The organism is Rhodobacter capsulatus, from assembly GCF_005144475.1.
Lineage (GTDB): Bacteria > Pseudomonadota > Alphaproteobacteria > Rhodobacterales > Rhodobacteraceae > Rhodobacter > Rhodobacter capsulatus_C.
Genome location: NZ_SWJZ01000056.1, coordinates 25,390 through 49,100, shown reverse-complemented (window position 1 = coordinate 49,100; position 23,711 = coordinate 25,390). Strand labels below are relative to the sequence as shown.

The 23,711-nt window shown below is 66.7% G+C and carries 19 protein-coding genes, 2 other RNA genes, 1 pseudogene and 1 CRISPR repeat array; of the genes and pseudogenes, 11 read left to right on the top strand and 11 right to left on the bottom strand.

Annotated features, from left to right (window positions below; genetic code table 11):
- Nucleotides 1-129: 129 nt before the first annotated feature.
- A complete protein-coding gene (locus FBT96_RS13320; protein WP_136907439.1) occupies nucleotides 130-1,254 on the top strand; it encodes a hypothetical protein in 1,125 nt (374 codons plus the stop codon).
- A 42-nt stretch (nucleotides 1,255-1,296) separates the two neighbouring features.
- On the opposite strand, the gene ffs is transcribed toward FBT96_RS13320, so the two are convergent.
- Both ffs and FBT96_RS13310 read right to left on the bottom strand, forming a co-directional pair.
- Nucleotides 1,297-1,395: signal recognition particle sRNA small type (ffs, locus tag FBT96_RS13315), an RNA gene on the bottom strand.
- A gap of 285 nt (nucleotides 1,396-1,680) precedes the next feature.
- Nucleotides 1,681-2,373, bottom strand: coding sequence for a metal-dependent hydrolase (locus tag FBT96_RS13310; protein ID WP_136907437.1), 693 nt, complete (start codon nucleotides 2,371-2,373; stop codon nucleotides 1,681-1,683).
- 114 nt (nucleotides 2,374-2,487) lie between these two features.
- On the opposite strand from FBT96_RS13310, the gene gatC reads away from it, so the two are divergent.
- The 7 genes from gatC to rpmG all read left to right on the top strand — a co-directional run bounded on the left by gatC (nucleotide 2,488) and on the right by rpmG (nucleotide 7,422).
- Nucleotides 2,488-2,775, top strand: a complete 288-nt coding sequence (gene gatC, locus FBT96_RS13305; RefSeq protein WP_055209390.1) for an Asp-tRNA(Asn)/Glu-tRNA(Gln) amidotransferase subunit GatC — start codon at nucleotides 2,488-2,490, stop codon at nucleotides 2,773-2,775.
- On the top strand, nucleotides 2,772-4,250 hold the full coding sequence (gene gatA, locus FBT96_RS13300) for an Asp-tRNA(Asn)/Glu-tRNA(Gln) amidotransferase subunit GatA (protein WP_136907435.1): 1,479 nt from the start codon (nucleotides 2,772-2,774) through the stop codon (nucleotides 4,248-4,250). Before gatC ends, gatA begins: the two co-directional genes overlap by 4 nt.
- A 12-nt stretch (nucleotides 4,251-4,262) precedes the next feature.
- Nucleotides 4,263-4,940 carry a hypothetical protein gene (locus FBT96_RS13295; RefSeq protein ID WP_136907433.1) on the top strand — a complete coding sequence of 226 codons (678 nt, stop codon included), beginning with the start codon at nucleotides 4,263-4,265 and terminating at the stop codon, nucleotides 4,938-4,940.
- Nucleotides 4,937-5,626, top strand: a complete 690-nt coding sequence (locus tag FBT96_RS13290) for an N-acetylmuramoyl-L-alanine amidase (protein ID WP_136907431.1) — start codon at nucleotides 4,937-4,939, stop codon at nucleotides 5,624-5,626. The genes FBT96_RS13295 and FBT96_RS13290 overlap by 4 nt, the downstream gene beginning before the upstream one ends.
- Nucleotides 5,627-5,788: 162 nt before the next feature.
- Nucleotides 5,789-6,194, top strand: an RNA gene (rnpB, locus tag FBT96_RS13285) — RNase P RNA component class A.
- 219 nt (nucleotides 6,195-6,413) lie between these two features.
- On the top strand, nucleotides 6,414-7,124 hold the full coding sequence (locus FBT96_RS13280; RefSeq protein ID WP_136907429.1) for a DUF533 domain-containing protein: 711 nt from the start codon (nucleotides 6,414-6,416) through the stop codon (nucleotides 7,122-7,124).
- Between the two features lie 130 nt (nucleotides 7,125-7,254).
- The gene (gene rpmG, locus FBT96_RS13275; protein ID WP_011750518.1) at nucleotides 7,255-7,422 is read left to right on the top strand and encodes a 50S ribosomal protein L33; all 168 of its coding nucleotides are present in this window, start codon (nucleotides 7,255-7,257) and stop codon (nucleotides 7,420-7,422) included.
- Nucleotides 7,423-7,488: 66 nt separating this feature from the next.
- Here the strand turns inward: rpmG and FBT96_RS13270 are convergent, their stop codons facing one another.
- From FBT96_RS13270 to FBT96_RS13250, 5 genes are all read right to left on the bottom strand, one after another.
- Nucleotides 7,489-8,205: a hypothetical protein gene (locus tag FBT96_RS13270; protein ID WP_136907427.1), complete on the bottom strand. Its 717-nt coding sequence runs from the start codon at nucleotides 8,203-8,205 to the stop codon at nucleotides 7,489-7,491.
- A 57-nt stretch (nucleotides 8,206-8,262) separates the two neighbouring features.
- Nucleotides 8,263-11,346, bottom strand: coding sequence for an efflux RND transporter permease subunit (locus FBT96_RS13265; protein ID WP_136907425.1), 3,084 nt, complete (start codon nucleotides 11,344-11,346; stop codon nucleotides 8,263-8,265).
- A complete protein-coding gene (locus FBT96_RS13260) occupies nucleotides 11,343-12,389 on the bottom strand; it encodes an efflux RND transporter periplasmic adaptor subunit (protein ID WP_136907423.1) in 1,047 nt (348 codons plus the stop codon). The genes FBT96_RS13265 and FBT96_RS13260 overlap by 4 nt, the downstream gene beginning before the upstream one ends.
- A complete protein-coding gene (locus FBT96_RS13255; protein ID WP_136907421.1) occupies nucleotides 12,386-13,465 on the bottom strand; it encodes an efflux RND transporter periplasmic adaptor subunit in 1,080 nt (359 codons plus the stop codon). The genes FBT96_RS13260 and FBT96_RS13255 overlap by 4 nt, the downstream gene beginning before the upstream one ends.
- Before the next feature lie 197 nt (nucleotides 13,466-13,662).
- Nucleotides 13,663-14,778, bottom strand: a complete 1,116-nt coding sequence (locus tag FBT96_RS13250) for a sulfate ABC transporter substrate-binding protein (RefSeq protein ID WP_249306492.1) — start codon at nucleotides 14,776-14,778, stop codon at nucleotides 13,663-13,665.
- Nucleotides 14,779-15,129: 351 nt separating this feature from the next.
- On the opposite strand from FBT96_RS13250, the pseudogene FBT96_RS13245 reads away from it, so the two are divergent.
- Both FBT96_RS13245 and FBT96_RS13240 read left to right on the top strand, forming a co-directional pair.
- Nucleotides 15,130-15,560 (top strand): annotated as a pseudogene (locus FBT96_RS13245) (hypothetical protein); the annotation flags it as partial.
- Between the two features lie 411 nt (nucleotides 15,561-15,971).
- Entirely contained in the window at nucleotides 15,972-17,375 is a 1,404-nt protein-coding gene (locus tag FBT96_RS13240; RefSeq protein ID WP_169583442.1) for a tyrosine-type recombinase/integrase, read from the top strand.
- 12 nt (nucleotides 17,376-17,387) lie between these two features.
- On the opposite strand, the gene FBT96_RS13235 is transcribed toward FBT96_RS13240, so the two are convergent.
- Nucleotides 17,388-18,251, bottom strand: a complete 864-nt coding sequence (locus tag FBT96_RS13235) for a CBASS oligonucleotide cyclase (RefSeq protein WP_136907415.1) — start codon at nucleotides 18,249-18,251, stop codon at nucleotides 17,388-17,390.
- Between the two features lie 132 nt (nucleotides 18,252-18,383).
- Complete coding sequence (cas2, locus tag FBT96_RS13230; RefSeq protein ID WP_136907413.1) at nucleotides 18,384-18,674, bottom strand: CRISPR-associated endonuclease Cas2; 291 nt, start codon at nucleotides 18,672-18,674, stop codon at nucleotides 18,384-18,386.
- A 40-nt stretch (nucleotides 18,675-18,714) separates the two neighbouring features.
- Between cas2 and FBT96_RS20740 the strand changes: the two genes are divergently transcribed.
- Nucleotides 18,715-18,870 (top strand): hypothetical protein, encoded by a 156-nt coding sequence (locus FBT96_RS20740; RefSeq protein WP_169583440.1) that lies wholly within the window; start codon nucleotides 18,715-18,717, stop codon nucleotides 18,868-18,870.
- A gap of 205 nt (nucleotides 18,871-19,075) precedes the next feature.
- On the opposite strand, the gene cas1 is transcribed toward FBT96_RS20740, so the two are convergent.
- Together cas1 and FBT96_RS13220 are read right to left on the bottom strand one after the other, a co-directional pair.
- Nucleotides 19,076-20,923 carry a CRISPR-associated endonuclease Cas1 gene (gene cas1, locus FBT96_RS13225; RefSeq protein ID WP_212635391.1) on the bottom strand — a complete coding sequence of 616 codons (1,848 nt, stop codon included), beginning with the start codon at nucleotides 20,921-20,923 and terminating at the stop codon, nucleotides 19,076-19,078.
- A 225-nt stretch (nucleotides 20,924-21,148) separates the two neighbouring features.
- A CRISPR array of direct repeats spans nucleotides 21,149-21,588; the repeat unit is 37 nt; unit sequence GTGGCACGACCACGCCCGCATGAATGCGGATTGAGAC.
- A gap of 83 nt (nucleotides 21,589-21,671) precedes the next feature.
- Complete coding sequence (locus tag FBT96_RS13220) at nucleotides 21,672-23,711, bottom strand: TIGR03986 family type III CRISPR-associated RAMP protein (RefSeq protein ID WP_136907409.1); 2,040 nt, start codon at nucleotides 23,709-23,711, stop codon at nucleotides 21,672-21,674.

Sequence of the window (23,711 nt, the reverse complement as noted above, 5' to 3'; positions counted from 1 at the left end):
GGCTGCCACTTCCTCAAGACTCCCGCCTCAGGGCGATGTCTTCCGCCCGGGACGGGATTGGCGCCACGGGATCGACCTTTCGGGGAAGGCGACATCGGCCTCGGCGTCTGTGAGCGGGGAGCTTTTGGCATGACGGAAACCACGAGCTTCGGGCTGTGCGAGAGCCGCGCGCCGTCCGATCGCCGCCCCCGGCTTGTGGTGCATTTTGGCGGCCACAAGACCGGCAGTTCGTCGATTCAGGAGACGCTGCACGCGCGCAACGACCCGAAAAACGGCTTTCTTTTCCTTTTCGTCACGCATCCGAACAGCTCTGCCCTGATGCAGAACGCTTTCCTGCTTCCGGAGAAGCTGCTCTCGATCCGGGCAAGCGAAGCGACCCGGGGGGACCTGCCCGCGATGCGCGACGGGGCGCGGAGGCATTTGCGCCGGATCATCCTCGAGGGGATCGCGGCCTGTCCCGAGGGGCCGTTGATCCTGTCGGCGGAATCCATCTCTTCCTTCGCGCCGGAAGAGGTCGACATGATGCTCGCCTTCTTTCAGGATTTGCCGGTCGAGCCGGAGTTCATCGGCTATATCCGCGAGCCGGTGACCTATCTGCGCTCCAGCTTTCAGGAAATTCTCAAGCTCAGGATGCCGCCGAATCCGGTCTTCGCGCCCGCCGACGCGACCGTGCTGCCCTTGACCCATCACGCCATCGTCGAGACGCTGGATCGCCGCGTCGGGCGGGAGCGGGTGCAGGTCTTCATCTATGACCGGGCAAGCTTTCCCGAGGGCAGCGTGGTCCGGCATTTCCTTTCGGTGCTGGGGGTCGATCCGGGCGCGCTTGCGCGGATCGACAGTAACGAAGGCATGTCGCAGCTGGCGGTCAAGCTGCTTTACACCTATCGCCGCCTTGGCGCCTGTCCCTTTGCCAACCGCGGGCCGCGGAGGGTTGAGCACAAGTTTGCCGAAGATCTGGGGTGTCTGCCGGATGTGCCCTTCGAGCTGCATCCGGAGCTGCGCGACAGGGCGCGTGCGGTGAACAGCCACATCTTCGGCTGGGCCGAGGCGCGGCTGGGCCGTCCCTTCCCCGAACCGGAGGTCAAAGCCGGGACCGGGATTCGGAGCGAGGCGGATCTGCTCTGCTTCAGCGAGGAGGAGCTGGCGAAATTGTCGGCTCATGCGGCCGGTTTCGGGATTTCCACGGCCGATCTTTCAGCGGATCCGTTCAAGGTGGCCGAGGTGCTGTGCCGGATCCGGCAGAGCTACCAGTGATCTTGCCCAAGGCGATGGGCCGTCTACGAAAGGGGGGGGGAAGGGTGAGAGGCTGGACATCGACCCAAGCGGGGCTCGTTGCGGCTGCTTCCTTCCGGACCTGACCGGGTTGGCGAGGCGCTCGCCCGCGCCAACCTCTCAGGGGCTCATATAAGGGCGGATGCGATGGCTTGCAAGCGGGCTGTGCGTCCCTGTTCGTCGCTGTTTCGGGCGGATCAGGAAAAGCACCGCTTTTCCCCGCCCGGTGCGCGGCGGTCGTTGCAAGACCGTTTCCCCAAGCACGCGAGAGGCCGGCGCCTGCCCCGGCGGCGCGAATGCGCCCGCCGATGGCGGGGCGGGCGCAGGCCGAGGGCCTTTGGGCCCCCGGCGGTCAGGGGGCAAATGTGGCGCGTGACCTCGGCGATGGCCTCGGTCAAATCTTCCCGCTCAAAGCGCGATCGGCACCAGCACCTCGGGCTCGATCACCTGCACGCCGGGCAGACCCTCGGCCAGCCCCTTGGCGGATTGCTCCAGAAGCGGGAAGGTGCGGTAGTGACACGGCACCACCACCTTGAAATCGAAGTATTTCTTCGCGGCCCAGGCGGCGGCCTTCATGTCCATGGTGAAATGCCCGCCACAGGACAGGATCCCGATGTCGGGGCGGAAGTATTCGCCCATCCAGCCCATGTCCGCCGAAATCCCGGTGTCGCCCGAGACATAGATCATCCGACCTTCCCCCGCGATCATGTAGCCCGACTCGGTCCCCGCATAGACCGGACCGCTTGGCCCGCTCATCGAGGACGAATGCGAGGCGGGCACCATCGTCACCTTGGCGCCCCCCAGATCGACGGTGCCGCCCTTGTTGAAGCCCAGCCCCGCGATCCCCTCGGCCGCTTCCCAATGGCTGATCGTGTCATAGATGCCCACAACCGGCACCTTGAGTTCCCGCGCCAGCGCCAAAGTGTCGGCGGAATGATCGCCGTGGCCATGCGTCAAAAGAATATGCGTCGCCCCCGCCAGCGCCTCGGCCCGCCGCGCCATCGGGAACATCGGATTGCCGCTCAGCCAGGGGTCGATCAGGATCATCGCGCCCTCGATGTCCAGCCGGAACCCGGAATGCCCGAACCATGTCAGTTTCATGCCGCTCCTCCCATTTTCCGCGCAAAGTCTAGCGCAGGCGCGCCCAAAGGGAAGCGGCGCTTGAATCACCCGCCCCCGGACGCTAAACCCGGCCCAAGTCAACCGGAGCAACCCATGTCCATCGACATCGACACCGCCCGCAAGGTGGCGCATCTGGCGCGGATCCGCGTGCCCGAAACCGACCTGCCGAAACTGGCCGAGCAGCTCTCGGGCATCCTCACCTTCATGGAACAGCTCAACGAAGTGAACGTCGACGGCATCGAGCCGATGACCTCGGTCACGCCGATGCGGCTGAAACGGCGCGCCGATGTGGTGACGGACGGCAACTATCCCGAAGCCGTGCTGAAAAACGCCCCCGATGCCCGCGAGGGTTTCTTTGCCGTGCCGAAGGTGGTCGAATGAGCCTGAACAAACTGACGATCGCCGCCGCCCGCGATGCGCTGAAGGCGGGCGAAGTGACCTCGGTCGAGATCACCGAGGCCTGTCTGGCCGAGATCGACGCCGCGGGCGCGCTGAATGCGTTCTGCGCGAAAACCCCCGAGATCGCTTTGGCGCAGGCGAAGGCCGCGGATGCCCGGATCAAGGCAGGCGATGCCCCCGCGATGTGCGGGATTCCGCTGGGGATCAAGGACTTGTTCTGCACCAAGGGGGTGGCGTCGCAGGCCGCCTCGCGCATCCTTGAGGGCTTCAAGCCGGAATATGAATCGACTGTGACGCAGAACCTCTGGGATGCGGGCGCGGTGATGCTGGGCAAGCTGTCCATGGACGAATTCGCCATGGGGTCGAGCAACGAGACCGCCTGCTATGGTCCCGTCGTCAGTCCGTGGAAGGTCGATGACCGGCAGCTGACGCCGGGCGGGTCTTCGGGGGGCTCGGCCGCCGCCGTCGCCGCCGATCTGTGCTTGGCCGCGACCGGCACCGACACCGGCGGCTCGATCCGCCAGCCCGCCGCCTTCACCGGCATCGTCGGCATCAAGCCGACCTATGGCCGGGTCTCGCGCTGGGGCGTCGTCGCCTTTGCTTCCTCGCTGGATCAAGCCGGTCCGATGACGAAATCGGTGCGCGATGCGGCGATCATGCTTTCCACTATGGCCTCGAACGACGCCAAGGATTCGACCTGTGCCGATATTCCGGTGCCGGATTTCGAAGCGGCGCTGACGGGCGACATCCGCGGCAAGAAGATCGGCATTCCGCGCGAATATCGCATGGAGGGCATGCCCGCCGAGATCGAAAAGCTCTGGGCCGACGGCGCGGCGATGCTGCGCGATGCGGGCGCGGAAATCGTGGAAATCTCGCTGCCGCATACGAAATACGCGCTGCCCGCCTATTACGTCATCGCCCCCGCCGAAGCGTCGTCGAACCTCGCGCGCTATGATGGCGTGCGCTACGGCCACCGCGCGAAGCTGTCGGCGGGCGAGGGCATCGTCGACATGTATGAAAAGACCCGCGCCGAGGGCTTCGGCCCCGAGGTGCAGCGCCGCGTGATGATCGGCACCTATGTGCTGTCCGCGGGCTTCTACGACGCCTATTACAACCGCGCGCGCCGGGTGCGGGCGCTGATCAAGCAGGATTTCGACCAGGCCTTCGCCGCCGGGATCGATTCGATCCTGACGCCCGCGACGCCGTCGTCCGCCTTTGGGCTGGGCGAGATGAAGGACGCCGACCCGGTCGAGATGTATCTCAACGACGTCTTCACCGTCACGGTCAACCTGGCCGGTCTGCCCGGCATTTCGGTGCCGGTGGGTCTTGATGCCAAGGGCCTGCCGATGGGGCTGCAGCTGATCGGTCGGCCCTGGGAAGAGGGCGATCTGCTCAATCAGGCGCTGGTGCTGGAAACGGCCGCGGGCTTTGCCGCGAAACCGGCGAAATGGTGGTAAGGAGATAAGGCGATGCGCAGGGCAGGCGGGTTCGTTCTGATGGGGCTGGCGCTGGCGGCTTGCGAGCCCTCGGTGCCGAATTCGGCGGCGGGCGTGGGCTTTGGCGACTATCAAAGCTATCAGCAGCAGCGCGAAGCCGCCCTGCAGGGGGCGCCGCTGAGCGCCACCACCCTGCCCGCGCCCGGGGCACCCGCAAGCTCGACCGCGGCGCTCGATGCGGCGGCGGCAAAGACGACGCAGGGCACGATCGGCGCCGATGCGATCGCCGCGCTGCGCGCCACCGCGCCCTCCGGCCCCGGCCCGGCCCCGGTCAATCCGGCGACCGGCGAATATGTGGGGGTGAACGGCCAGCCGCGCGCCCCCGGCCTGCCGATGGATGCGATGTCGCATTACGACGGCACGAAACCGGCGCCGGTCACCGACATGACGACGCAGGGCGCGGCGGGGCCGAACCTGGCCGCCTATGCCCTGGCCGCGACCAACACGCCGGGCCAGAAGGTCTATGAGCGCAACGGCTTCAAGATGACCTCGACCGAGAAGGCCTGCGCGAAATTCGTCTCCTCCGATCTGGCGCAGCGGGCGTTTCTGGAAAAGGGCGGCCCGGTCAAGGATCCGGGCAACCTTGATCCCGACGGCGACGGCTTCGCCTGCGCTTGGGATCCGCGGCCCTTCCAGGCGGCACGCCCGTGACCGGAACGCCCGTCTCTCCGAATTTCGGAGAGCGGCGCGGCGGCGCGCAGCCCGAGCTGATCGTTTTGCATTACACCGGCATGGCGAGCTGTGCCGCGGCCCGCGACCGGCTCTGCGATCCGGCGGCCGAGGTCTCGGCGCATTGGCTGATCGCCGAGGATGGCCGGGTCGAAGCCCTTGTTCCGGAACGCTGTCGCGCCTGGCATGCCGGGGCGGGCGGCTGGATGGGGCAGGGCGACGTCAATTCCCGCTCGATCGGGATCGAACTGGCCAATCCGGGCGATGCGCCCTTCCCGGAACCGCAGATGGCGGCGCTGGAACGGCTCTTGCCGGAGATCATGGCGCGCTGGGGCCTTGGCCCCGAGGCGGTGATCGCCCATTCCGACTGTGCGCCCGGGCGCAAGATCGACCCCGGCCCGCGCTTCGACTGGGCGCGGCTCGCCCGGCAGGATCTGGCGATCTGGCCCGCGCCCGCGGGGCGCCTGCCGCCCGTCACGCCCGATGCCTTCCTCGCGCTGGCGGAAACCTTCGGCTATCCCGAGGCGCCGGTCGAGGTGCTGCTTTCGGTCTTCCGGCTGCGGTTCCGGCCGCGCCACGAAGGGCCGCTTGATGCCACCGACATCGCGATGATCAACGATCTGGCGCTGCGCTTCGGCTCGGACGGCGGCGCCTGGCGGTCCAGCTGAGGCGGGGGGCTCTGCCCCCCGGCTGCGCCTCCCCCCGGGATATTTGTGGCAAGATAAAAGCCGAAATGGGGATCCTTGTTTATCTTGCTCCAAATATCCCGGGGGTATGGGGGCAGAGCCCCCATTGACCTTTGGCCTAGGCGCGGCGTATCAGGGCCGGGCGCGGAAGACCGGATGACCGCGGCGGCCCATAGCTCCGTTCCTGCGGATAGCTGGGCGGCCGAGGAAAGTCCGGACTCCATGAAGCAACGGTGCCGGGTAACGCCCGGCGGGGGCAACCCCAGGGAAAGCGCCACAGAGAACAGACCGCCCCGCTTGCGGGGTCAGGGTGAAACGGTGGGGTAAGAGCCCACCGCGGGACTGGCAACAGGACCGGCACGGCAAGCCCCACCGGGAGCAACGCCGAATAGGGATGCCGCGCCGCAACCGGAAACGGGGGACGGCAGGGGAGCTTCGCCCCGAGGTGTCCGGGTTGGCGGCTTGAGGCTGCGGGTGACCGCAGACCCAGAGGAATGGTCATCCAGGGGGCAACCCCGGACAAAATCCGGCTTACAGGTCTTCCGCGCGCCTGCCTCCTTTCGGGGCGGCGGCGGCCTGCGGCGTTCGGGGCTCTTCGCTTTGACGTGATTCCTCTTGAACCGGGGCGGGTGTGCCCCGAGATTGGGAAACGAAGGCAAGGGGCAGCGGGGAGACGCGATCGGTCGCCTCCGGACGATCCCTGCCGCGCCGAGGACCGGTCCGGGCGCGCTCCGGGCCGGGTCGACACCACCAAACCGGGAGGAACGGGATGAGTTTCGTCAAGACATTGGCCACGCTGGCGGTGGGCTTCGCCGCCGCCAAGGGCGTGCAGAAATTCCAGCAGGCGGGCGGGATCGACGCGATGAAGGGCGCGCTGCGCGATGCGGGCAAGCCTGGCGGCATGGCCGAGCAGATGGGCGACTGGGCGGCCCGGATGGGCGTTCCGGGCGGCAAGGAGACGGTCAGCCGGATGCTGGCCAATTTCGGCACCCAGGCCGCGGCGGCGACCGAGACGGCGCAGACGAATATCGGCACGATGCTGGGCTCGATGAGCGCGGCGGCGGGGACCGGGGCGAAGGGCCTGGGTGACATGCTGAGCACGGCTTTGGCCGATCCGGCGGTGGCGGCGGGCGCCGAGGACCATGCCAAGCTGATGATCCGCGCGATGATTCAGGCCGCCAAGGCCGATGGCACGATCGATGCGGCGGAACGGGCGCAGATCCTCGCGCATCTGGGCGAGGCGAGCGCGGAGGAAGTGGCCTTCGTGCAGGCCGAGCTGGATGCGCCGATCGACATTGCCGGGCTGGCGGCCGATGTCCACGAGGCGGCGCGGGTGCAGGTCTATTCCGCCGCGCTGATGGCGATCACCGTCGATACCGAGGCGGAAAAGACCTATCTGCGCAATCTTGCGGCGGCTTTGGCGCTGGATCCCGAGACCGTGGCGCAGGTGCATCTGGGCATGGGCAAGCCCGCGGCGTGATCCGGCCCGGGATGCTGCGAAAAAACGCGCCGTCGCGCGCCTTTGCGGTTGACTCCGCGCGGCGGCTGACTAAAAGGCAGGCTTCAAGGATTTCGCGGATGCAGGCGCATCCGACTCTGGGAGACTGAGAATGGCGAAGCCGACGACGATCAAGATCCGTCTGAACTCGACGGCGGGCACCGGGCACTTCTATGTGACCAAGAAGAATGCCCGCACCATGACCGAGAAAATGACGGTGAACAAATACGACCCGGTCGTGCGCAAGCACGTCGAATACAAGGAAGGCAAGATCAAGTAAGATCTTGCGGACCGCACGGGTTCAGGGCCGTCCTTCGGGGCGGCCTTTTGCTTTGCCGCGCGGCGGTCAGATCAAGAGCAGCGCCAGCACAAAGACGCCGGTGAAGACCGCCCCGGCCAGCCCCCAGAGGGTCGGGCGCGCGCTCAGATCACCAAGGAGCGGCGGCAGGGCAAGATCGGGACGATGCGCCGGGAGCGGCGCCGGATCCTGCTGGCGCTTGCGCCCGGTCGGCGGGGCGGTGGTGTCGGGCCCGTCGGTGTCGGGCGGGGCCCGGGTGCCCTGCGCGCCGGGCGGGACCGGCGGCGGATGCGGGGCATGGGGATCGAAACTGTCGTCCGCGGCGGCCAGCAGCGGCGCGGGCGGATCGTCGGAATGGGGCGCGCGGCGGTGATGCGCGCCGGGCAGGGCGCGGGTGGCCGCCTGCTGCGCCAGAACCGCCTGCAGCGCCGTGGGGTCGACCAGCATCTGCGCCGTCACCAGCGACATCGGCGTGGCGGCACTGCCCTGCGGCGCCGCGGTGGCTCTGGCCAGCGCCTCGGCCGAGAGCGCGGTGGCCCGCGCCATCAGGGGGGCCGCGCGGTCGGCTGTGGCGCCCGGCAGCGGCATCTCGGCCGCGGGGCCGGGGCGGGGCTGGGGCGTCGGGGCCGCATCGGGCAGGTCCGGCAGATCGGGCAGGGGGATCGGCCCCTGTCGGACGGTCTGGGCCCCGTGCGGCAGCGGCAGGGACTGCGTGCCCGCAGGCAGCGGGCTGGGGAGGGCAGGCGAAGGCAGGGGCGTCAGCATGTGCAGGCCTCGGACAACGACGATGCCCGAGGATGACAGGGTTTGGTGAACGGAAGGTTAAGGCCTTCCGGGCAGCGCCTCGGGTTCGGGGCGCGGCGGGCGGGGCGGCCGCGGCGGCGCGGGCACCCGGAACACGGCACAATAAAGCGCGGGGGCGAAGACCAGCGTGATCAGCGTGCCGGCGATGATCCCCCCCATCATCGCAAAGGCCATCGGCGCCCAGAACACCTCGCGCGAGATCGGGATCAGCGCCAGCGAGGCGGCGGCGGCGGTCAGCAGGATCGGCCGCGCCCGGCTGTCCGAGGCCTCGAAGACCGCGTCCCAGCGGCTTTTCCCGGCGCCGATCAGCACCTCGACCTCGGCCATCAGGATCAGCGAATTGCGGATCAGGATGCCGACCAGTGCCAGCACGCCCAGAATCGCCACGAACCCAAGCGGTTGTCCCGAGGGCAGCATGGCCGCGACGACACCGATCAGGCCGAGCGGCGCCACCGCCAGAACGATGAACATCAGCCGGAAGCTTTGCATCTGCACCATCACAAGGGTCAGGATGATCAGCACCATCAAGGGCACGACGGCGACGATCGGCGCCTGGCTTTCGCCGCTGCTTTCGGCCACGCCGCCGGGCTCGATCGTGGTTCCGGCGGGCAGCCGCGCCATCTGCTCGGCAATCGCCGGGGCCAGATCGCGGGTGACGGTGGCGGGCTGGTTCGCCCCCACCACCGCGGCCTTGACGGTGATCGTCGGCACCCGGTTGCGGGCATGCAGCACCGGCGCCTCCATCTGCCAATCGAGCGTCGCGAAGCTGAGCAGCGGCACCGGCACCCCCGAGGGCGAGGGCAGCTGCAGCGAGGCGAGCGAGCCCACCCGCGAGCGGTCCGCCTCGGCGCCGCGGGCGAGCACATCGACCAGCGTCTGACCGTCGCGCAATTCGGTGATGGTGACGCCCTCGAACAGCGTCTGCAGCGCCTGCGCCACGTCCTTTTGCGTCAGGCCAAGCTGGCGCAGCCGCTCCTGATCCAGCACGACGCGGGCGACCCGCACCGGCTCGCCCTCGTCGAGCGTGATGTTCGACAGCCGCGGATCCTGCGCCAGCCGTTCGGCAAGCCGCCGCGCCTCGGTCAGCAACAGGCCGCGGTCGGGGCCCATCAGCCGGTATTGCACCGGCTTGCCGACCGGCGGCCCCAGCTCGATCAGCTTCGAGAACACATCGACCCCGGGCAGTTTCGCCGCATGCTCCGCCAAGGCCTGGCGCAGCGCGTTGCGCTCCGCGAGCCCGGTCGTCATCACCACGATCTGCCCGATGAAGGGCACCGGCGTCGGCGCATCGAGCGAGAGCAGGAACCGCGGCGCGGAGCGGCCGACATAGGTCGTCCAATAGGCGGCCTCGGGGCGGGTGGCGAGCCAGCGGTCAAGCTCCGCCATCGCGCCGTCGGTCGCCGCAATCGCCGAATTCTGCCGCATCGTCACGTCGATCAGAAGTTCCGGCCGGTCCGAGGCGGGGAAGAACTGCTGCTCGATCTGACGCATGCCGTAAAGCGAGGCGCCAAAGAGCGCGACCGTCAGCACGATGGTCAGCCAGCGCGCCCGCATCGCGGCCCGCAACAGCGCGTGAAAGCCGCGCCGCAGCCGGCCCGGGGTGGCGTCGTGATGCGGCATCGTCTTCGGCAGGAAACTGGCGCCGATCAAGGGCGCAAACAGCACCGCGACAACCCAGCTCAGCATCAGCGAAATCGCGATCACGTAAAACAGCGACAGCGTATATTCCCCGGCCTGGCTGGAATTGAGCCCGATCGGAATGAAGCCCGCGACGGTGACCAGCGTGCCCGAGAGCATCGGAAAGGCGATCGAGGTCCAGGCATGCGAGGCGGCCTTGGCGATCGTGTCCCCGGCCTCCAGCCGCGCGATCATCGTTTCGATGGCGATCATCGCATCATCGACCAGAAGCCCCAGCGCGATGATCAGCGCGCCCAGCGAAATCCGCTGCAACGTCACCCCCATCGCATCCAGAATGACGAAGGTCAGCGCCAGCACCAGCGGGATCGACATCGTCACGACAAGCCCCGCCCGCCAGCCCAGCGACACGAACGAGACCAGAAGCACGATCGCCACCGCCTCGGCCAGCGCGCGCAGGAAGTGGTTCACCGATTGCTCGACCACCTGCGGCTGATCGGCGACCTTGTGCAGGGTGATGCCGACCGGCAATTCGGCCGCCACCCGGTCCATCACCGCGGTCAGCTCGGCGCCGAACTCAAGGATGTTGGCGCCCTGTTTCATGCCGATGATCAGCCCCACCGCGGGCTGACCTTTGTAGCGAAAGAGGGTGTCGGGCGGGTCGGCAAAGCCCGCGCGCACGGTCGCCACATCGGAGAGCCGAAAGAAGATCTCGCCCACCCGCAGCGGCGCCGCGGCCAGTTCGGCGGCATCGGCAAAGCGCCCCGACATCCGCACGGCGATCAGCTCGTCCGCGGTGCGGATCACGCCCGAGGGCACGATGGCGTTCTGCGCCGCCAGCGTGCCCAGCACCTGCGCCTGATCCAGCCCCAGCGCGGCGAGCTTGCGGGCGGAAAATTCGACATGGACAACAGGGTCTTGCGTGCCGATCAGCTCGACCTTGCCCGCCGCCTTCAGGGTCAGCACCGCGGAGCGGACCTTTTCCACCCGGGTCTTCACCTCCTGCGGGGAAAACCCGTCGGCGGTAAAGGCATAGATCGAGCCATAGACATCGCCGAAGCTGTCGTTGAAATAGAACCCCGCGAATTCCGCCGGGAAATCGGGGCGGATGTCGGCCATCATGTTGCGGACCTTCTGCCAGGTCCGGGTCACCGCCTCGCCCCGGGTTTCGGGGGTCAGCTCCAGCTGCACGACGGCGCGGCCGGGAAAGGTTTCCGAGCGGGTGAACTTCAGGTTCGGCAGTTCCTGCAGCTTCTTCTCGATCCGGTCGGTGACCTGTTCGCGCGTCTCCTCGGCGGTGGCGCCGGGCAGGATCGCGGTGACGATCATGATCTTGATGGTGAAGGAGGGGTCTTCCTCGCGGCCGAGGTTGCGATAGGCCAGAACCCCCGCCACAAGCGAGACGAGGATCAGATACCAGACCATCGAGCGATGCCGCAAAGCCCAGTCGGACAGATTGAAATTCATGGCGATACCCTTGGTCCAAGCTGCTGGCCCGGCGTGATCGAGCGGATGCCGCGGATCACCACCTCGTCGCCCGCGGTCAGGCCCGAGCTGATCACGACGCGGTCGTCAAGGCGTTGGCCGAGCGTCACCGCCACCGCCTCGGCGCGCCGGTCGGGGCCGAGGCGCCAGACCTGCGGCGGCTCGGTGTCGGGGCGGATCGCGGCCATGGGCAGGGTCAGAAGCGGCGCCTCGGGCAGATCGAGCCGCGCGGTGACCAGCGTGCCAAGACGAAAGGCATGGCCGCCGTCGGCCAGCGAGATCCGCAGCCGATGCGCCCGGGTCGAGGCATCGGCGACGGGTTCGATCAGCCGCAGCCGCCCGGGCAGGGTCTGCGGGCCGTCGCCGCGGGTCTCGATGGTGAAGCGGGCGTCTTTCGGCAGCACCGCCAGCATGTCGTCGGGCACGTCGATCACCGCTTCGCGCCCGGCGGCGGTGGCCAGACGCAAAACCGGCGTGCCCGGGGTGACGACGGCGCCGGGTTCGGCCAGGATCTGGCTGACGACGCCCGCCGAAGGCGCGCTCAGGCGGCCGAAGCGTTCGGCATCGCGGGCCCGGCTCAGATCGGCGCGGGCGCGGTCGACCGCGGCGCGGGCGGCGGCGGATTTGGCCGCGGCGGCTTCGAGCGTGGCCAGCGGAGCCACCCCGCGGCGTTGCAATTCCTGTGCCCTCTCAAGGCTTTGCCGGGCGAAATCCGCCTCGGCCCGGGCCGCGCGCAGACCGGCCTCGGCGGCGGCGACATCCTCGGCCAGCGTCACCTGATCGAGCGTCGCCAGCACCTGCCCGGCGGTGACCGCATCGCCCAGATTGACCGGCCGGGTCTCGATCCGGCCCGCGGTCTGAAAGCCGAGCGTGGTTTCCACCTCGGCCGCGATCACGCCGGGAAAATCGCGCGTGGCGATCGCCGAGCCGGTGACGATTTCCGACACCACCGGGCGGGCCGGCGCCTCGGCACGCGCGGAGGCAGGGGCAAGCGCCAGCAGGAGAAGCAGGACCGGGCGGATCATGGCGTCGTCTCCGTCGGCCGGACGGCGCGGCCGGGGTAAAGCAGATGTGCGCCGCGGGCGACAACCAGCGCGCCTTCGGAGAGGCCCTCGGCGACATCGATGCCGCGGTCGGTGTAGCGTGACACCCGCACCGGGCGCAGCGTGGCGCGCAGGGTTTTCGGATCGACCGTCCAGACTGCCGGGCCGCCGTCCTTGGTCACCAGCGCGGTCCAGGGCAGCCCCATCGCCGAGCCGAGCGGCAGATCCAGCACGGCGACGATCGCCGTGCCCAGCCCCGGGGCGGGGGCGTCTTCGCGCAGCTTGCCCTTGACCCGCACGGTGCCGGTGGCGCCCGCGACAAGGGGGGCGATCTCGGTCACCACCGCGTCCATGACGGGGCCGGTCCCCTCGACCGGGCGCAGCGTCACGCGGCGGTCGCGAAAGCGGTCGAGCGCGGGGAAATCGGGGACGTACAGCACGGCTTCGCGGGCGCCGTCGCGGGCCAGCGTCAGCACCGTCTGCGCCGCGCCGACGATCTGGCCGGGTTCGGCCGAGCGGGCGGTGACGATCCCCGCGGCGGGCGCGGTCAGGGTGCAATCGGCCAGCGTCTGCCGGGCCTTGGCCAGCGCCGCCTGGGCCTGATCCTGGGCCGAGCGGGCGGACAGCGCCGCCTCGGTCGCGGCATCCAGCGCCGCCTGCGTCGCCGCGCCGCGCTGGGTCAGCTCTGCCGCCCGGGTCCGCGCCTGTTCCGCCTGCGTCAGCATCGCCGCCGCCGCATCGGCCTGCGCCTTGGCGCCGCGCAGCGCGGCGGCGGCCTGGGTCGGGTCCAGCTCGGCCAGCACCTGGCCTGCCTGCACCTGATCGCCCACCTGCACCTTCAGCGCGACGATCCGCCCGCCGGCGCGAAAGCCCACGGGCACCGCTTCGGCCGCCTCGATGCTGCCCGACAGCTCGAAATGCACGAAGACCGGCGCGGTATGGGCGGTCACGACCTCCACCGCCAGCGGCGTTTCGGCGGACAGGGGAGGGGCGAAGGGGATCAGGCCTGCCAGCACAAGGGCCGGAAGGGCGGGGCCTTGCCACGCCGTCTTGCGCATCGTCTCTCCCTTTGTCGCGGTTCCGGGCGTCGGACGGATTGATTCGGGACGCTCTTGCCGAACGTTCGCGCGATCATAGGGCAGGAAAACCGACAAGGAAGCGTTGATGCGCGCAAGCCCCGATGCCGTTGCGGCAAAACGAAAGGCGCCCCCGAAGGGGCGCCGCAAGCTGGGTCGGGGCCGGGCCGGGGCCGGGCTTATTTCGCGGTGTAGATCTGGTCGAAGATGCCGCCGTCGCCGAAATGCTCGGGCTGCGCTTTGCCCCAGCCGCCGAAATGCGCGATGTCCACAAGGTCAAGCTTCGGGAACCGCGCCACATCGGCCGGATCGGCCTTCGAGGCATCCCAGGCGCGATAGAAGTTCTTGTAGGCGATCGCCTGGCCCTCGGGGCTGTAAAGGAAGCTCAGATAGGCCGTCGCCAGCTCCTTCTGATCGTCATTGGCGATGTTGCCCTCGACCAGCGCGACGGGCGGCTCGGCCAGAACCGAGACCGAGGGCACGACGATGTCGAACTGATCGTCGCCCAGCTCCTTCAGCGACAGGTACGCCTCGTTTTCCCAGGCCAGCAGCACATCGCCGATGCCGCGCTGGGCAAAGGTCGTCGTCGCCCCGCGCGCGCCGCTGTCCAGCACCGGCACATGGGCGAACAGGTCATGCAGGAAGGCCTTCGGATCCTGACCGTTCTTTTCCGCCCAGGCCCAGGCGGCCAGATAGTTCCACCGCGCCCCGCCCGAGGTTTTCGGGTTCGGCGTGATCACCTCGACCCCCTCCTTGACCAGATCGCCCCAATCCTTGATCCCCTTCGGGTTGCCCTCGCGCACCAGGAAGACGATGGTCGAGGTATAGGGCGAGGAATTGTGCGGCAGCTTGCCCTGCCAGTCCTTGGGCAGCTTGCCCGCCTTGGCGATCTTGTCGATGTCGGAGGCCAGCGCGAGCGTGACGACCTGGGCGTTCAGCCCCTCGATCACCGCGCGGGCCTGCGCCCCCGAGCCGCCATGCGAGGTCTCGATCTGCGGCGCGTCATGGCCCTGCGCGGTCCACCAGTCGGTGAAGGCGGCATTGACCTCGCGGTAAAGTTCGCGCGTCGGGTCGTAGCTGACGTTGAGCAGGGTTTCGGCCTGCAGCTGCGGCGTGGCGACGAGGCCCGCCAGCAGCAGCGCCACCAGCGCGGTGGTGGTGCGGGCGATCCGGGCGATCGGCCAGCCGGTCAGGCGACGGGCACCATCGGCGATGGTGACGCGGCCGTCGGCATGGTCTGCGGTCTTGTGGCCCTGGGCGGTGATGTGGCGGGACAGCGAAATCGTGGTGAGCATGGTGTCTCTCGATCAGGAAAAGAGGGGCGGAAGCGGGCGGGACGGAACCGGACCCGGAGCGTGGGGGCCCGGATGGCGCGGGCCGAGGCAAGTCATCTCCCGCATCGGCGCGCGCAGGCATGCGGCGGGAGCGGTCTGAACATGGCGGATCATCGGCATCTCCTTTCCGGCGGGTGATCGGCGTGATGTAAATAATATCCACCGAGTTAGTCGGGATTAGCAAGGAAATAATCGCGCCTTAGTTTGTCGTGTTTATAGAATTATATTCTCCGAGCGGGTGTCGCACAGCTTTGGCTGTTGAGGAGTCCCTGTTTGAATTCATGTAGTTGGCGGTTTTGCAGCAGCAAGCCATCTTCCGGCGGCGACGGCGACAGCCCGATGCCGCCGGGGGGGCTCAACCAGATCCCGGAAGGCGCGCGGATCGGCACCGTGGCCGCCGACGGCGGTGCCGCGATCATCCCGATCCGCAAGACCGGGCACCCGTGGAAAGAGGACGGCCTTGCCGCAATCGCCCGAAACGAAACCCTCCGCGTCATGCGCCGCCACGGACGGGCGTTCTGGAAACGCTGGATCGGATACCATGTCCGAAGCCGGATCGAAGCGAAGCTGCCCTCACCTGCGCGGCTCAGGGACTTCGGGGCACGTATCGCTGAATGATCGCCAAGACCGCCGAAATCCAGTTCCGCATCCTTCGCGGCGGGATTTGACCCAATGGCACTTGCCGCTCGGTCATCTGCCGCTTCTCGGCCCTCGGGACGGCCGAGATCGTCCGTATGGCCTGATCCCGAAGCGGAAAGGGGGGGGGGCTCATGCCTCAGGCGTGAGCTGCGCAAAAGCCCCTGACGAGCGGGCAATGGTGCCCTGAACGCGAGCTAAATGACGCGACCGGCACAAGTCGAAATTAGGTGGTTTTTGTTATCAGGTGTTTGAAGTGGTGCCCAGAGCCGGAATCGAACCAGCGACACGCGGATTTTCAATCCGTGCAAGGGCATTAAATCTTAGCCTTCGATGAGCCGACATGAGGCAATCCTGGAAATAGTTTTTCCGCTTAGATCATTGTATTGATGACATAAAATATTTCCAACAGTCGATCAACTCTCTTCTTGTGACATCGCCATACCGCGCGCATTCTGTGCCACCGTTGTGCCACGGGCCGAGATATGCGATCAATCGGCATCAAGGAGACAAAGCCGATGGCACAGCGCGAACTCACTGTTGCATACCTGCGCGGGCTGAAAGTCGAGGCACGGACAGAAATATCCGATACGCGGGAAACAGGGCTGTTGGTGAGGGCATACCCCAGCGGCAAAATTACGTTCGCGTTTCGACTGCGTGACCCAATTGGGCGGTTGCAGGGCGCTGTCCTAGGTCATTACCCTGACCTCGGTCTCGCTGATGCCCGCGCCTTGGCCGCCGAATATCGTATCCGTGTACGCAATGGCGATGACATAACTGCGAAAGCGCAAAAATCCATCGCGGCCTCTCAGGCGCAGGACGGTGAGGCGATCCCGACCCTTGCCGCTATCATAGAAGAATACGAGAGGGAGATGGCGCCAAGTCGTGGCATCTGGGAGCGAACCAAAACTGGCCGACCGGGTGACGCCCGACGGCGGATCGAGGGCGTGTTCGCCTCTCTTCTGTCGGCGCATGTTACGGAACTGACCGCACGAGACTTCGCACAGGCGATGCGGAATTACATCCCGAAATCCGGTCGCGCGTCGGCGAACGGACAGGTTTCGAGAGCGCGGGCGTATCTCCTGCCCGTTCTGGATTGGTGCGCACATCGTGCCCCGTTCGAAAAAGAGGGGCTCGGGCGTCCGGTAAGTCTGGATGTCGTGGATCTGCGCAAGACGGCTGATCCGGCATCGAGCGATCCGGTAATTACCGGGCGGCGCGATCGGGCCCTGAACCACACCGAGCTTGGAGCCGTGCTGCAACTGTTGAAATGGCCCGCACCTACGCGGCTTGGGATGCGTGTGGCGCCGATCGACGACATCCGCCCCCTTGCCTGTCGTTTCTTGCTGCTGACCTTGGCGCGTCGCGGTGAACTCGAAGCGATGCGCTGGCGAGATTTCCGTGACAACCTTGGCATCTGGCACAAGCCGCGGGTCAAGACGATCCAGGGGCCGGTGCGGCAACAAAACCTGCCGCTGTCAGATGCGGCGATTGCCTTGCTGCGGTCGCTGCCGACCTATCAGAACCGTCGGCCCGACGACTATGTCTTTCAGAATGCCACGGGAGGCCGTCTGGGCAATTGGGACCGAATGACACGCGCCATACACAGGGAGAGCGGAACCCACAATTGGCATCGGCATGACCTGCGGCGAACAGGAGCGACAATTCTCAAAGCGTTGCAGGTCTCGCCGCGCGTGATCGATGAAATCCTCGCCCATAACGCGCCCTCAACGGACGAGGGGACGACCCGGTCTTTGGAACATTACTTCGCCTCTGGGCATCTCTTGGACCATATCGAAGACCCCCAGAAATCGGCGTTGAATCAACTGGCCGCCGCGCTTGATTACATCGAAACGAACGCGCCGAGTTTGAAGGAACCCAAAGAACGGCGGTCCGGAAAGCGTTCTGGCAAAGATCGCTGAGGGCCCCAATCGCTAGCCGTACGCCGGAAAGAAATCTCCGAACAGGCTTCTCCAGAAATCCATGGAGGTCTTTACATTCCCGTATTGAGCATTGCTCTCGGCTTGCATCGCGGTGTTGAACGCGGCATCCAACCGGCGTGCAAGCCTTTCCCTGTCCATGGGCGAAAGCCCCGGCGCAATGTCATCGCTGTATCCCGCAGGATCGGCGATCCTCGCCCGGATCGCGCCTCGCATCTTGTCAAAGGCCCAGCGAACACCGCTGGGATAGTCCGTGATGACGATACCTTGGAGAACATGCATGACCATCACTTCAAGGTGAAACGACCGCAGCGGATACCTCTGCTGCCGGTTCCAGCATTTCATCATCTTGATCAGGGGAACCATCATCCCGTTGTGGCCCTTGTTCACTATCGACCACATTTCCACGTGGCGTTTCGGGTCCGTGGCAATCCAGCGATTCAGTCCGGCGTCGGGAATAAGAAACCCGCCACCTACTTGGTAAAACCCGGGCACCACGTCGACTTCGAAATCGGTGAAGGTGATCGTCACCGCCTGCCCGTCGGGTTTGATCTTTGGCGTCCTTGGATACTTTTTCTTCAGCGTCGTCATGAGCGCCGACAAAAGATCGCGTTGTCCCAGCGGAGCATGGTATTTCGGATGCAGCACCACAAACACATCGATATCCGCCGCGTTCAGTGGCGCGATCATCGTGTGACGCCGGTAAGACCCCGCCAGAAACGACTCCTGCACCGAAAAATCGGCCTCGACTGCCTCGCGCACGTTTTGCTGACGCGTGGAGGTCGTGCTTTCCTGCAGGCTGGTGATTTCCAGGTTCGATCTGAACTGATTGAAGGCATCGTAAATCGTCGTCGCCATGAAACACCTTGCAAACGGGACCGCGACGGCCCCCGATCGGGTTCGTTGAAATGTCCTTGCCCCGAAAGGCCGCACGACCGATCCTGTCAGCTTTCCGCACAAAGGGCCAGAGCCAGCGGGCCGTGTCGCGGCTCAGAACAGCCAGTGGTCGCCTTCGGGCTCCAGCGGCACGGCATCGCCATAGACCCGGCTGCTGGTCTCGCCGTCGGCGCCCAGAACATAGACCCGCAGGCTGTCGCCCGGGTCGAGCAGCGCCGCCACGCGCTGCGCCACCGCCTGGGCGCGGTTGCGCGACATCCGGGTTTCAAAGACCGATTTCTGCACCCGGCTGGCCGCCTCCTCAAGGATGGCTGCGGCTTTTCGTCTTTTGCGATTGGCGCCGATGTCGTAGGAAAAGACGGTCAGCATTTCGCCCCTGGCCATGCAATCCTCGTTGGAAAACCGCTAACAGGCCGCGATTATTATGGAAATCCGCTCGCAACGCAAGAAATCCGAAGGTTTTGCGGGTTCCGTCGGTCTTGGCGGTGCCGAGGGTTGGAAAAGCCAGTTTTTCCTTGATTTCCGCGCGCGGATTGCAGAGGGTGAGTGGCACGACCACGCCCGCATGAATGCGGATTGAGACCTTGGGCCATTTTGGCCTCCTTCTGTATCTAAGTGGCACGACCACGCCCGCATGAATGCGGATTGAGACGTGGCGTTCAGGAACATCGAGAATTTCATAGGTGGCACGACCACGCCCGCATGAATGCGGATCGGAGCCATGATCTCCGCCAAAGGGATCCGGCTGCCGTGCTCCTGCGGGCGGCGGGGTGGGAGGGCGTGGCTCAGTAGTCCTGAACCTGCGGCTCGAAGCTGCCCTGGTCGGGGGCGCGGCAATGGCGGGCAAAGGCGCGGGCCTCTTCGCGCATGACCACGCGCAGCTTGTGCCGCGCGCCGCTGTGGTTCGAGCGCACGACCCGGTCAAGCGCGGCCTCATACCCCTCGATGATCGCGCGTTGCCCGGCCGGGGAAATGCGCGCACCATCTTCGGTGAAATGCTCGGGGCGCAGGACCTTGCGGTTGAACAGCGTCACCGCCACCCCCTCGGTCAGAAGGGCGCGGAACCCCTCCATCAGATCGTAGACGCACCCCTCGCCGCGATCGGTGCTGGCGTGCAGGACGCCGAAACCCGGATGCAGCCCCGCCGACAGGATCGCGGCGCGGATGTCGCGTTCCAGCAGAGCACAGAGGTAGTTGAGCACCGCGTTCAACGCATCGCGCGCCGGGCGTTGCCGGGTGAAGCGTTTCGGCGCCCCCGCGCAGAGCGACGCCAGCGCGGGCCAATAGACTGCGGCGGCCAGCCCCTCGACGCCGCGCAGCGCCTCGAGCGTCTTGACCCCGCGCAGGCGCCGCAGGCAGATGCCCAGCTCCTGCGCAGCCTTGACCGCCTTGGCGGTTTCGGCGCGGCGGTTGAGCACCTGCAGCCGGGCGCGCTGGTTGCGGATCCGCCCCGACACCAGCTGAAGCGCCAACGCCAACCGAAGTGCCGGATCAAGCACCACCCGCGCCTGCGCAAGATGCAACGCGCCATGATCGCCCGCCGCCGGCATGGTGGTGCCCAGAACCTGACCCAGCCCATCCAGATGGGCGATCTCGATCCCCGCACCGAGCGCCTGGCGCAGCGCGTCATCGTCGATGCCGGCACAAGGCCCGATCTCGATACGCCCGACGCGGTGTTGCGCCAGTTGCACCAGCACCGCGCCATCGGGGGCAAGCACCCGGAAACTGTCGTTGCCCAGCCCAAGCCGGCGCCCCGGCTCGAACAGGCGCAACACCCGGGGACCGGGGTCATATCCCGCATCGGTTTCGGTTTCGGCCCCGGATGCGGGCGCGGGAACGGGATCGGCCCCTTCGGACTTGAGCACCAGCGAGCGCAGGAACAGATGCCCGAGAAAGGCGAAGCCCGCGTCGAAATCCGTGACTTTGGAGCCTGCCGCATCAACGGCAAGACCGCGGGCCGCCAGTTCCTCGGCCGCCCGCGCCAGCGCCGCATGGGCATCGGCCTCCTTGCGGGTCAACAGGATGAAATCATCGGCAAAGCGCACCAGCGCCGCCTCGGCGGTCAAGGTGTCGTCGAAGCTGTCAAGATAGAGGTTCGAGAGCAGCGGCGACAGCGGCGAGCCCTGCGCCAGCCCGCGCCCCGGGGTGCCCAGCATCTGCCCGCCATGTTCCAGCCATAGCCCGATCAACGCACACAGGCGCGGCTCATCGGGCAGCTGCGTCTCGAGCAGCGTCAGCAGCGGATCATGGGGGACATTCTCGAAATAGCGCACGATGTCGCCTTCGACGACATGGGTAAAGCCGCGTCGGCGCAGCATCGCGATGCGCTCGACCGCCATGCGGACCGAGCGGTTCGGGCGATAGCCAAAGCTGGCGTCGGAAAATTCGCGCTCGAAGATCGGCGAGAGCGCCTGCGCGACGGCGGTTTGCGCGATGCGATCGAGGATGGCGGGAATCGCCAGCGGTCGGCTGCCGCCGTCGGGTTTGGCGATGTCGAGGCGGCGCAGCGGCGCGGGGTGGTAGATCCCGGCCCGCAAGGCCGCCGAAAGGGCCGACAGCCGCGCCGCAGCGGCTTGCGCGAAATCGTCGAGCGTGACACCGTCGCCCCCGGCACCGCCGCCATTGGCGCGCACCTTGGCCCAGGCCCGATCGAGGGCCTCCCAGGTGGTGATCCGCTCGAACAGGGTGTCAGACAGGGAAACCTCGTTGGAAAATGTGCAGCGCTCTGGAATGTAACAGAAAATCGGATCATGAAACAGAAAATCGGTGGTTTCGGGGCCGTTTTGCCCCTGCGGCGGTGAGGATGGTTGGAAGTGCCACTTTTTCCTTGATTTCCGGGCGCGGATTGCAGAGGGTGTGTGGCACGACCACGCCCGCATGAATGCGGATTGAGACCTTGCCAGCAACGGAGGCGCCGGCTCTTACGTGGCACGACCACGCCCGCATGAATGCGGATTGAGACGCAGCGACGACAACGAACGACAGCCCCTCCGTGGCACGACCACGCCCGCATGAATGCGGATTGAGACTAGCAACCGGTCGCTCGGCTGATTTACTGTGTGGCACGACCACGCCCGCATGAATGCGGATTGAGACTCGAATGGGCCATTTACTGGCTCCTCTTCGTGGCACGACCACGCCCGCATGAATGCGGATTGAGACGTGTCGCCCTCCTTGGGCGGTGAAGCGGAGTGGCACGACCACGCCCGCATGAATGCGGATTGAGACCCGCCATCACAGCGGCTGGGTAGTTCGGATTGGGTGGCACGACCACGCCCGCATGAATGCGGATTTGGCGCTAGAAATGTGAGCGTTGAAACGCTTCAGAGCCGGAGTTGCCTCCGGCTCTGATGCGTTTCGGTGGCAAGGGCCGGTCCTGGCTCAGCCGTCCGGGCCGAGCATCCGGGGTTTGGGCGAGGTGCGGGCGTGATCGCGCAGCTTGCGGTGCAGCTGAAGCGGCAGATAGCTCAGCTGCCCGGCCCGATCGAGATCGCGGCCGCGGGCCGGATCGGCATGGGCCAGAAGCGCGCGGACGGTGTCGCTCTCGCGCCAGCCCTCGCCCATGAAAGTTTCGAAATCGCGCATCCGTGCGGCGCAAAAGGCCTCGGCCTCGGGCCTCTCCTCGTCGCCGTGGCGCAGCTGCACCGCAACCGGGGTCAGGCGCGCCTGCCCGGCCCCGGCGGCCTTGGCGCGACCGATCATGTGGCGCAACTGCGGCGCGCCGCCAAAGGTCATCGCCCAGACAAGCGCCCCCAGTTCGACCGGGGTGACATTGTGAAAACGGATCTCGGCGGCGAAGGTGATCCTGTCGCCCCGGTTGCGCGGCAGCAGGAACACCAGTTTCGAGCGGATCTTCGTGTTCCTTGCGGCGTTTCCCTTGGTCGGGATCCAGCTTTGCAGCGTGGATCTCAGCGCGGCCTCGTTCGCCTCGCGCGCGGGATAGGTCTTGACCCCGGCGAGGGTCGAGGCGGGGTCTGACCAGTCATGCTGCCCCTGCGCCAGATAATAGGGACCGAAGGAGGGTTTCGGGGCACTTTGCACGGTTTCCCAGGTGTCGCTCGTGCGGACATCTGCGTTCGAGCTCAGATAGCCGAACCCGAAGCCGAGCCGCCCGGCCAGATGTCGGTCCTTGTGCAGGGCGGCGGTGTTTTCGGTCTTGCTCTCGGGTTCGTGGACATAGCCGAACAGCGCCTCGGTCAGGTCCGGCTGATAGTCGGGGCTGCCCGGCAGCGTCATATGCGCGCCCGCATCGGTCAGATCGAGCTTGTCCTTGACCGAATAGAGATGCGCGCGCTTGAACACCCGGACAAGGCCGAAGTCGGCCACCGCCTGGTCGTGCGGCTCGCGCTTCAGATCAGCGTTGGAGAGCCAGAAAACGGGAATGCGCCCGCCCGCCTTGAGGGTCGGCCAGAGTTCCTTCCAGTTCCCCTCGCGTTCGGGCTTGTGGCGCGAGGGCGAAGAGTTGTTGAGTTCGAAGGTTTCCCAGACATCATCGGGAATGGGCTGCGGCTCCCCGAAAGGTTCATGCGCGAAGACGGCCTCGGTTTTCTTGAACAGCCGCTTGCGCTTCACGAGGTCTTGCGCGTCAAGGGTTTCGACGCTCAAGCCTTCCAGCGTCGGTGAGGCGTTGGAAAAAACGAAAATACCATCAACGTCGCCGCCGTCTCGCGGGACAACCAGATGCGCCTGATTGCCCTTTTTTGCGAAAGCGGTCGGTTGGTCGAATACGAAACGCTTGCCGCTGCCCTCGGCGACACACCCAACATGCGCGTAGCGCTCAGCGATATTCATGTTCAGCCAGTCGTAATGGAATTGCCCCGAATTGGCCTCTTCGGTGAGATCGCGGATGCGGATTTCGTACCATTCGGTTTCCGTCAGGACAGCCTTGCCGTTCACGAGGGTCAGCCATCCCGCGCGCGGGCGCTTGCGGTCGGTGTCCTTGAACAGCGGGTGGGAGAAATCCCGGATGCCGTAGCGGCGATGCAGGTTCATCTGCCGGATGCGCGAGGCGCTGACGAGTTCGGTGACGCTGCGCAGAAGCCCTCGCAGGGTGGAGCCGGGCAGGACGTATTCCGCGCCAAGGCACACGGGCCGCACCTGTTGCGCCTGATCTGCAGGCCCGGTGGCTGCCCCCCCCACCAACATCGGCCCGTCGAAGGCGATTTCGACCGTCAAGCTGCCCGAAAAGCCGCCCGGCAGCGGATGCGAGTGGAGCGTGCCAGCCTCCCAAGCCGCGCGCACCGCGGGCTCGGCCAGATGAACCTTTTCGGGAAGCGGAATGAAGCGGAACGGGGCCGGGGGTGTTTCGAAGGAGATCGGAGCGTTGTGGTGTTTTCCGGCTTTGCCGGGCCCGGACGAAGGCCCATCATGCCGGGGCTTGTGCCGAAAGCCGTTGTCGCGGGTCTTGTCGGATGTGGACAT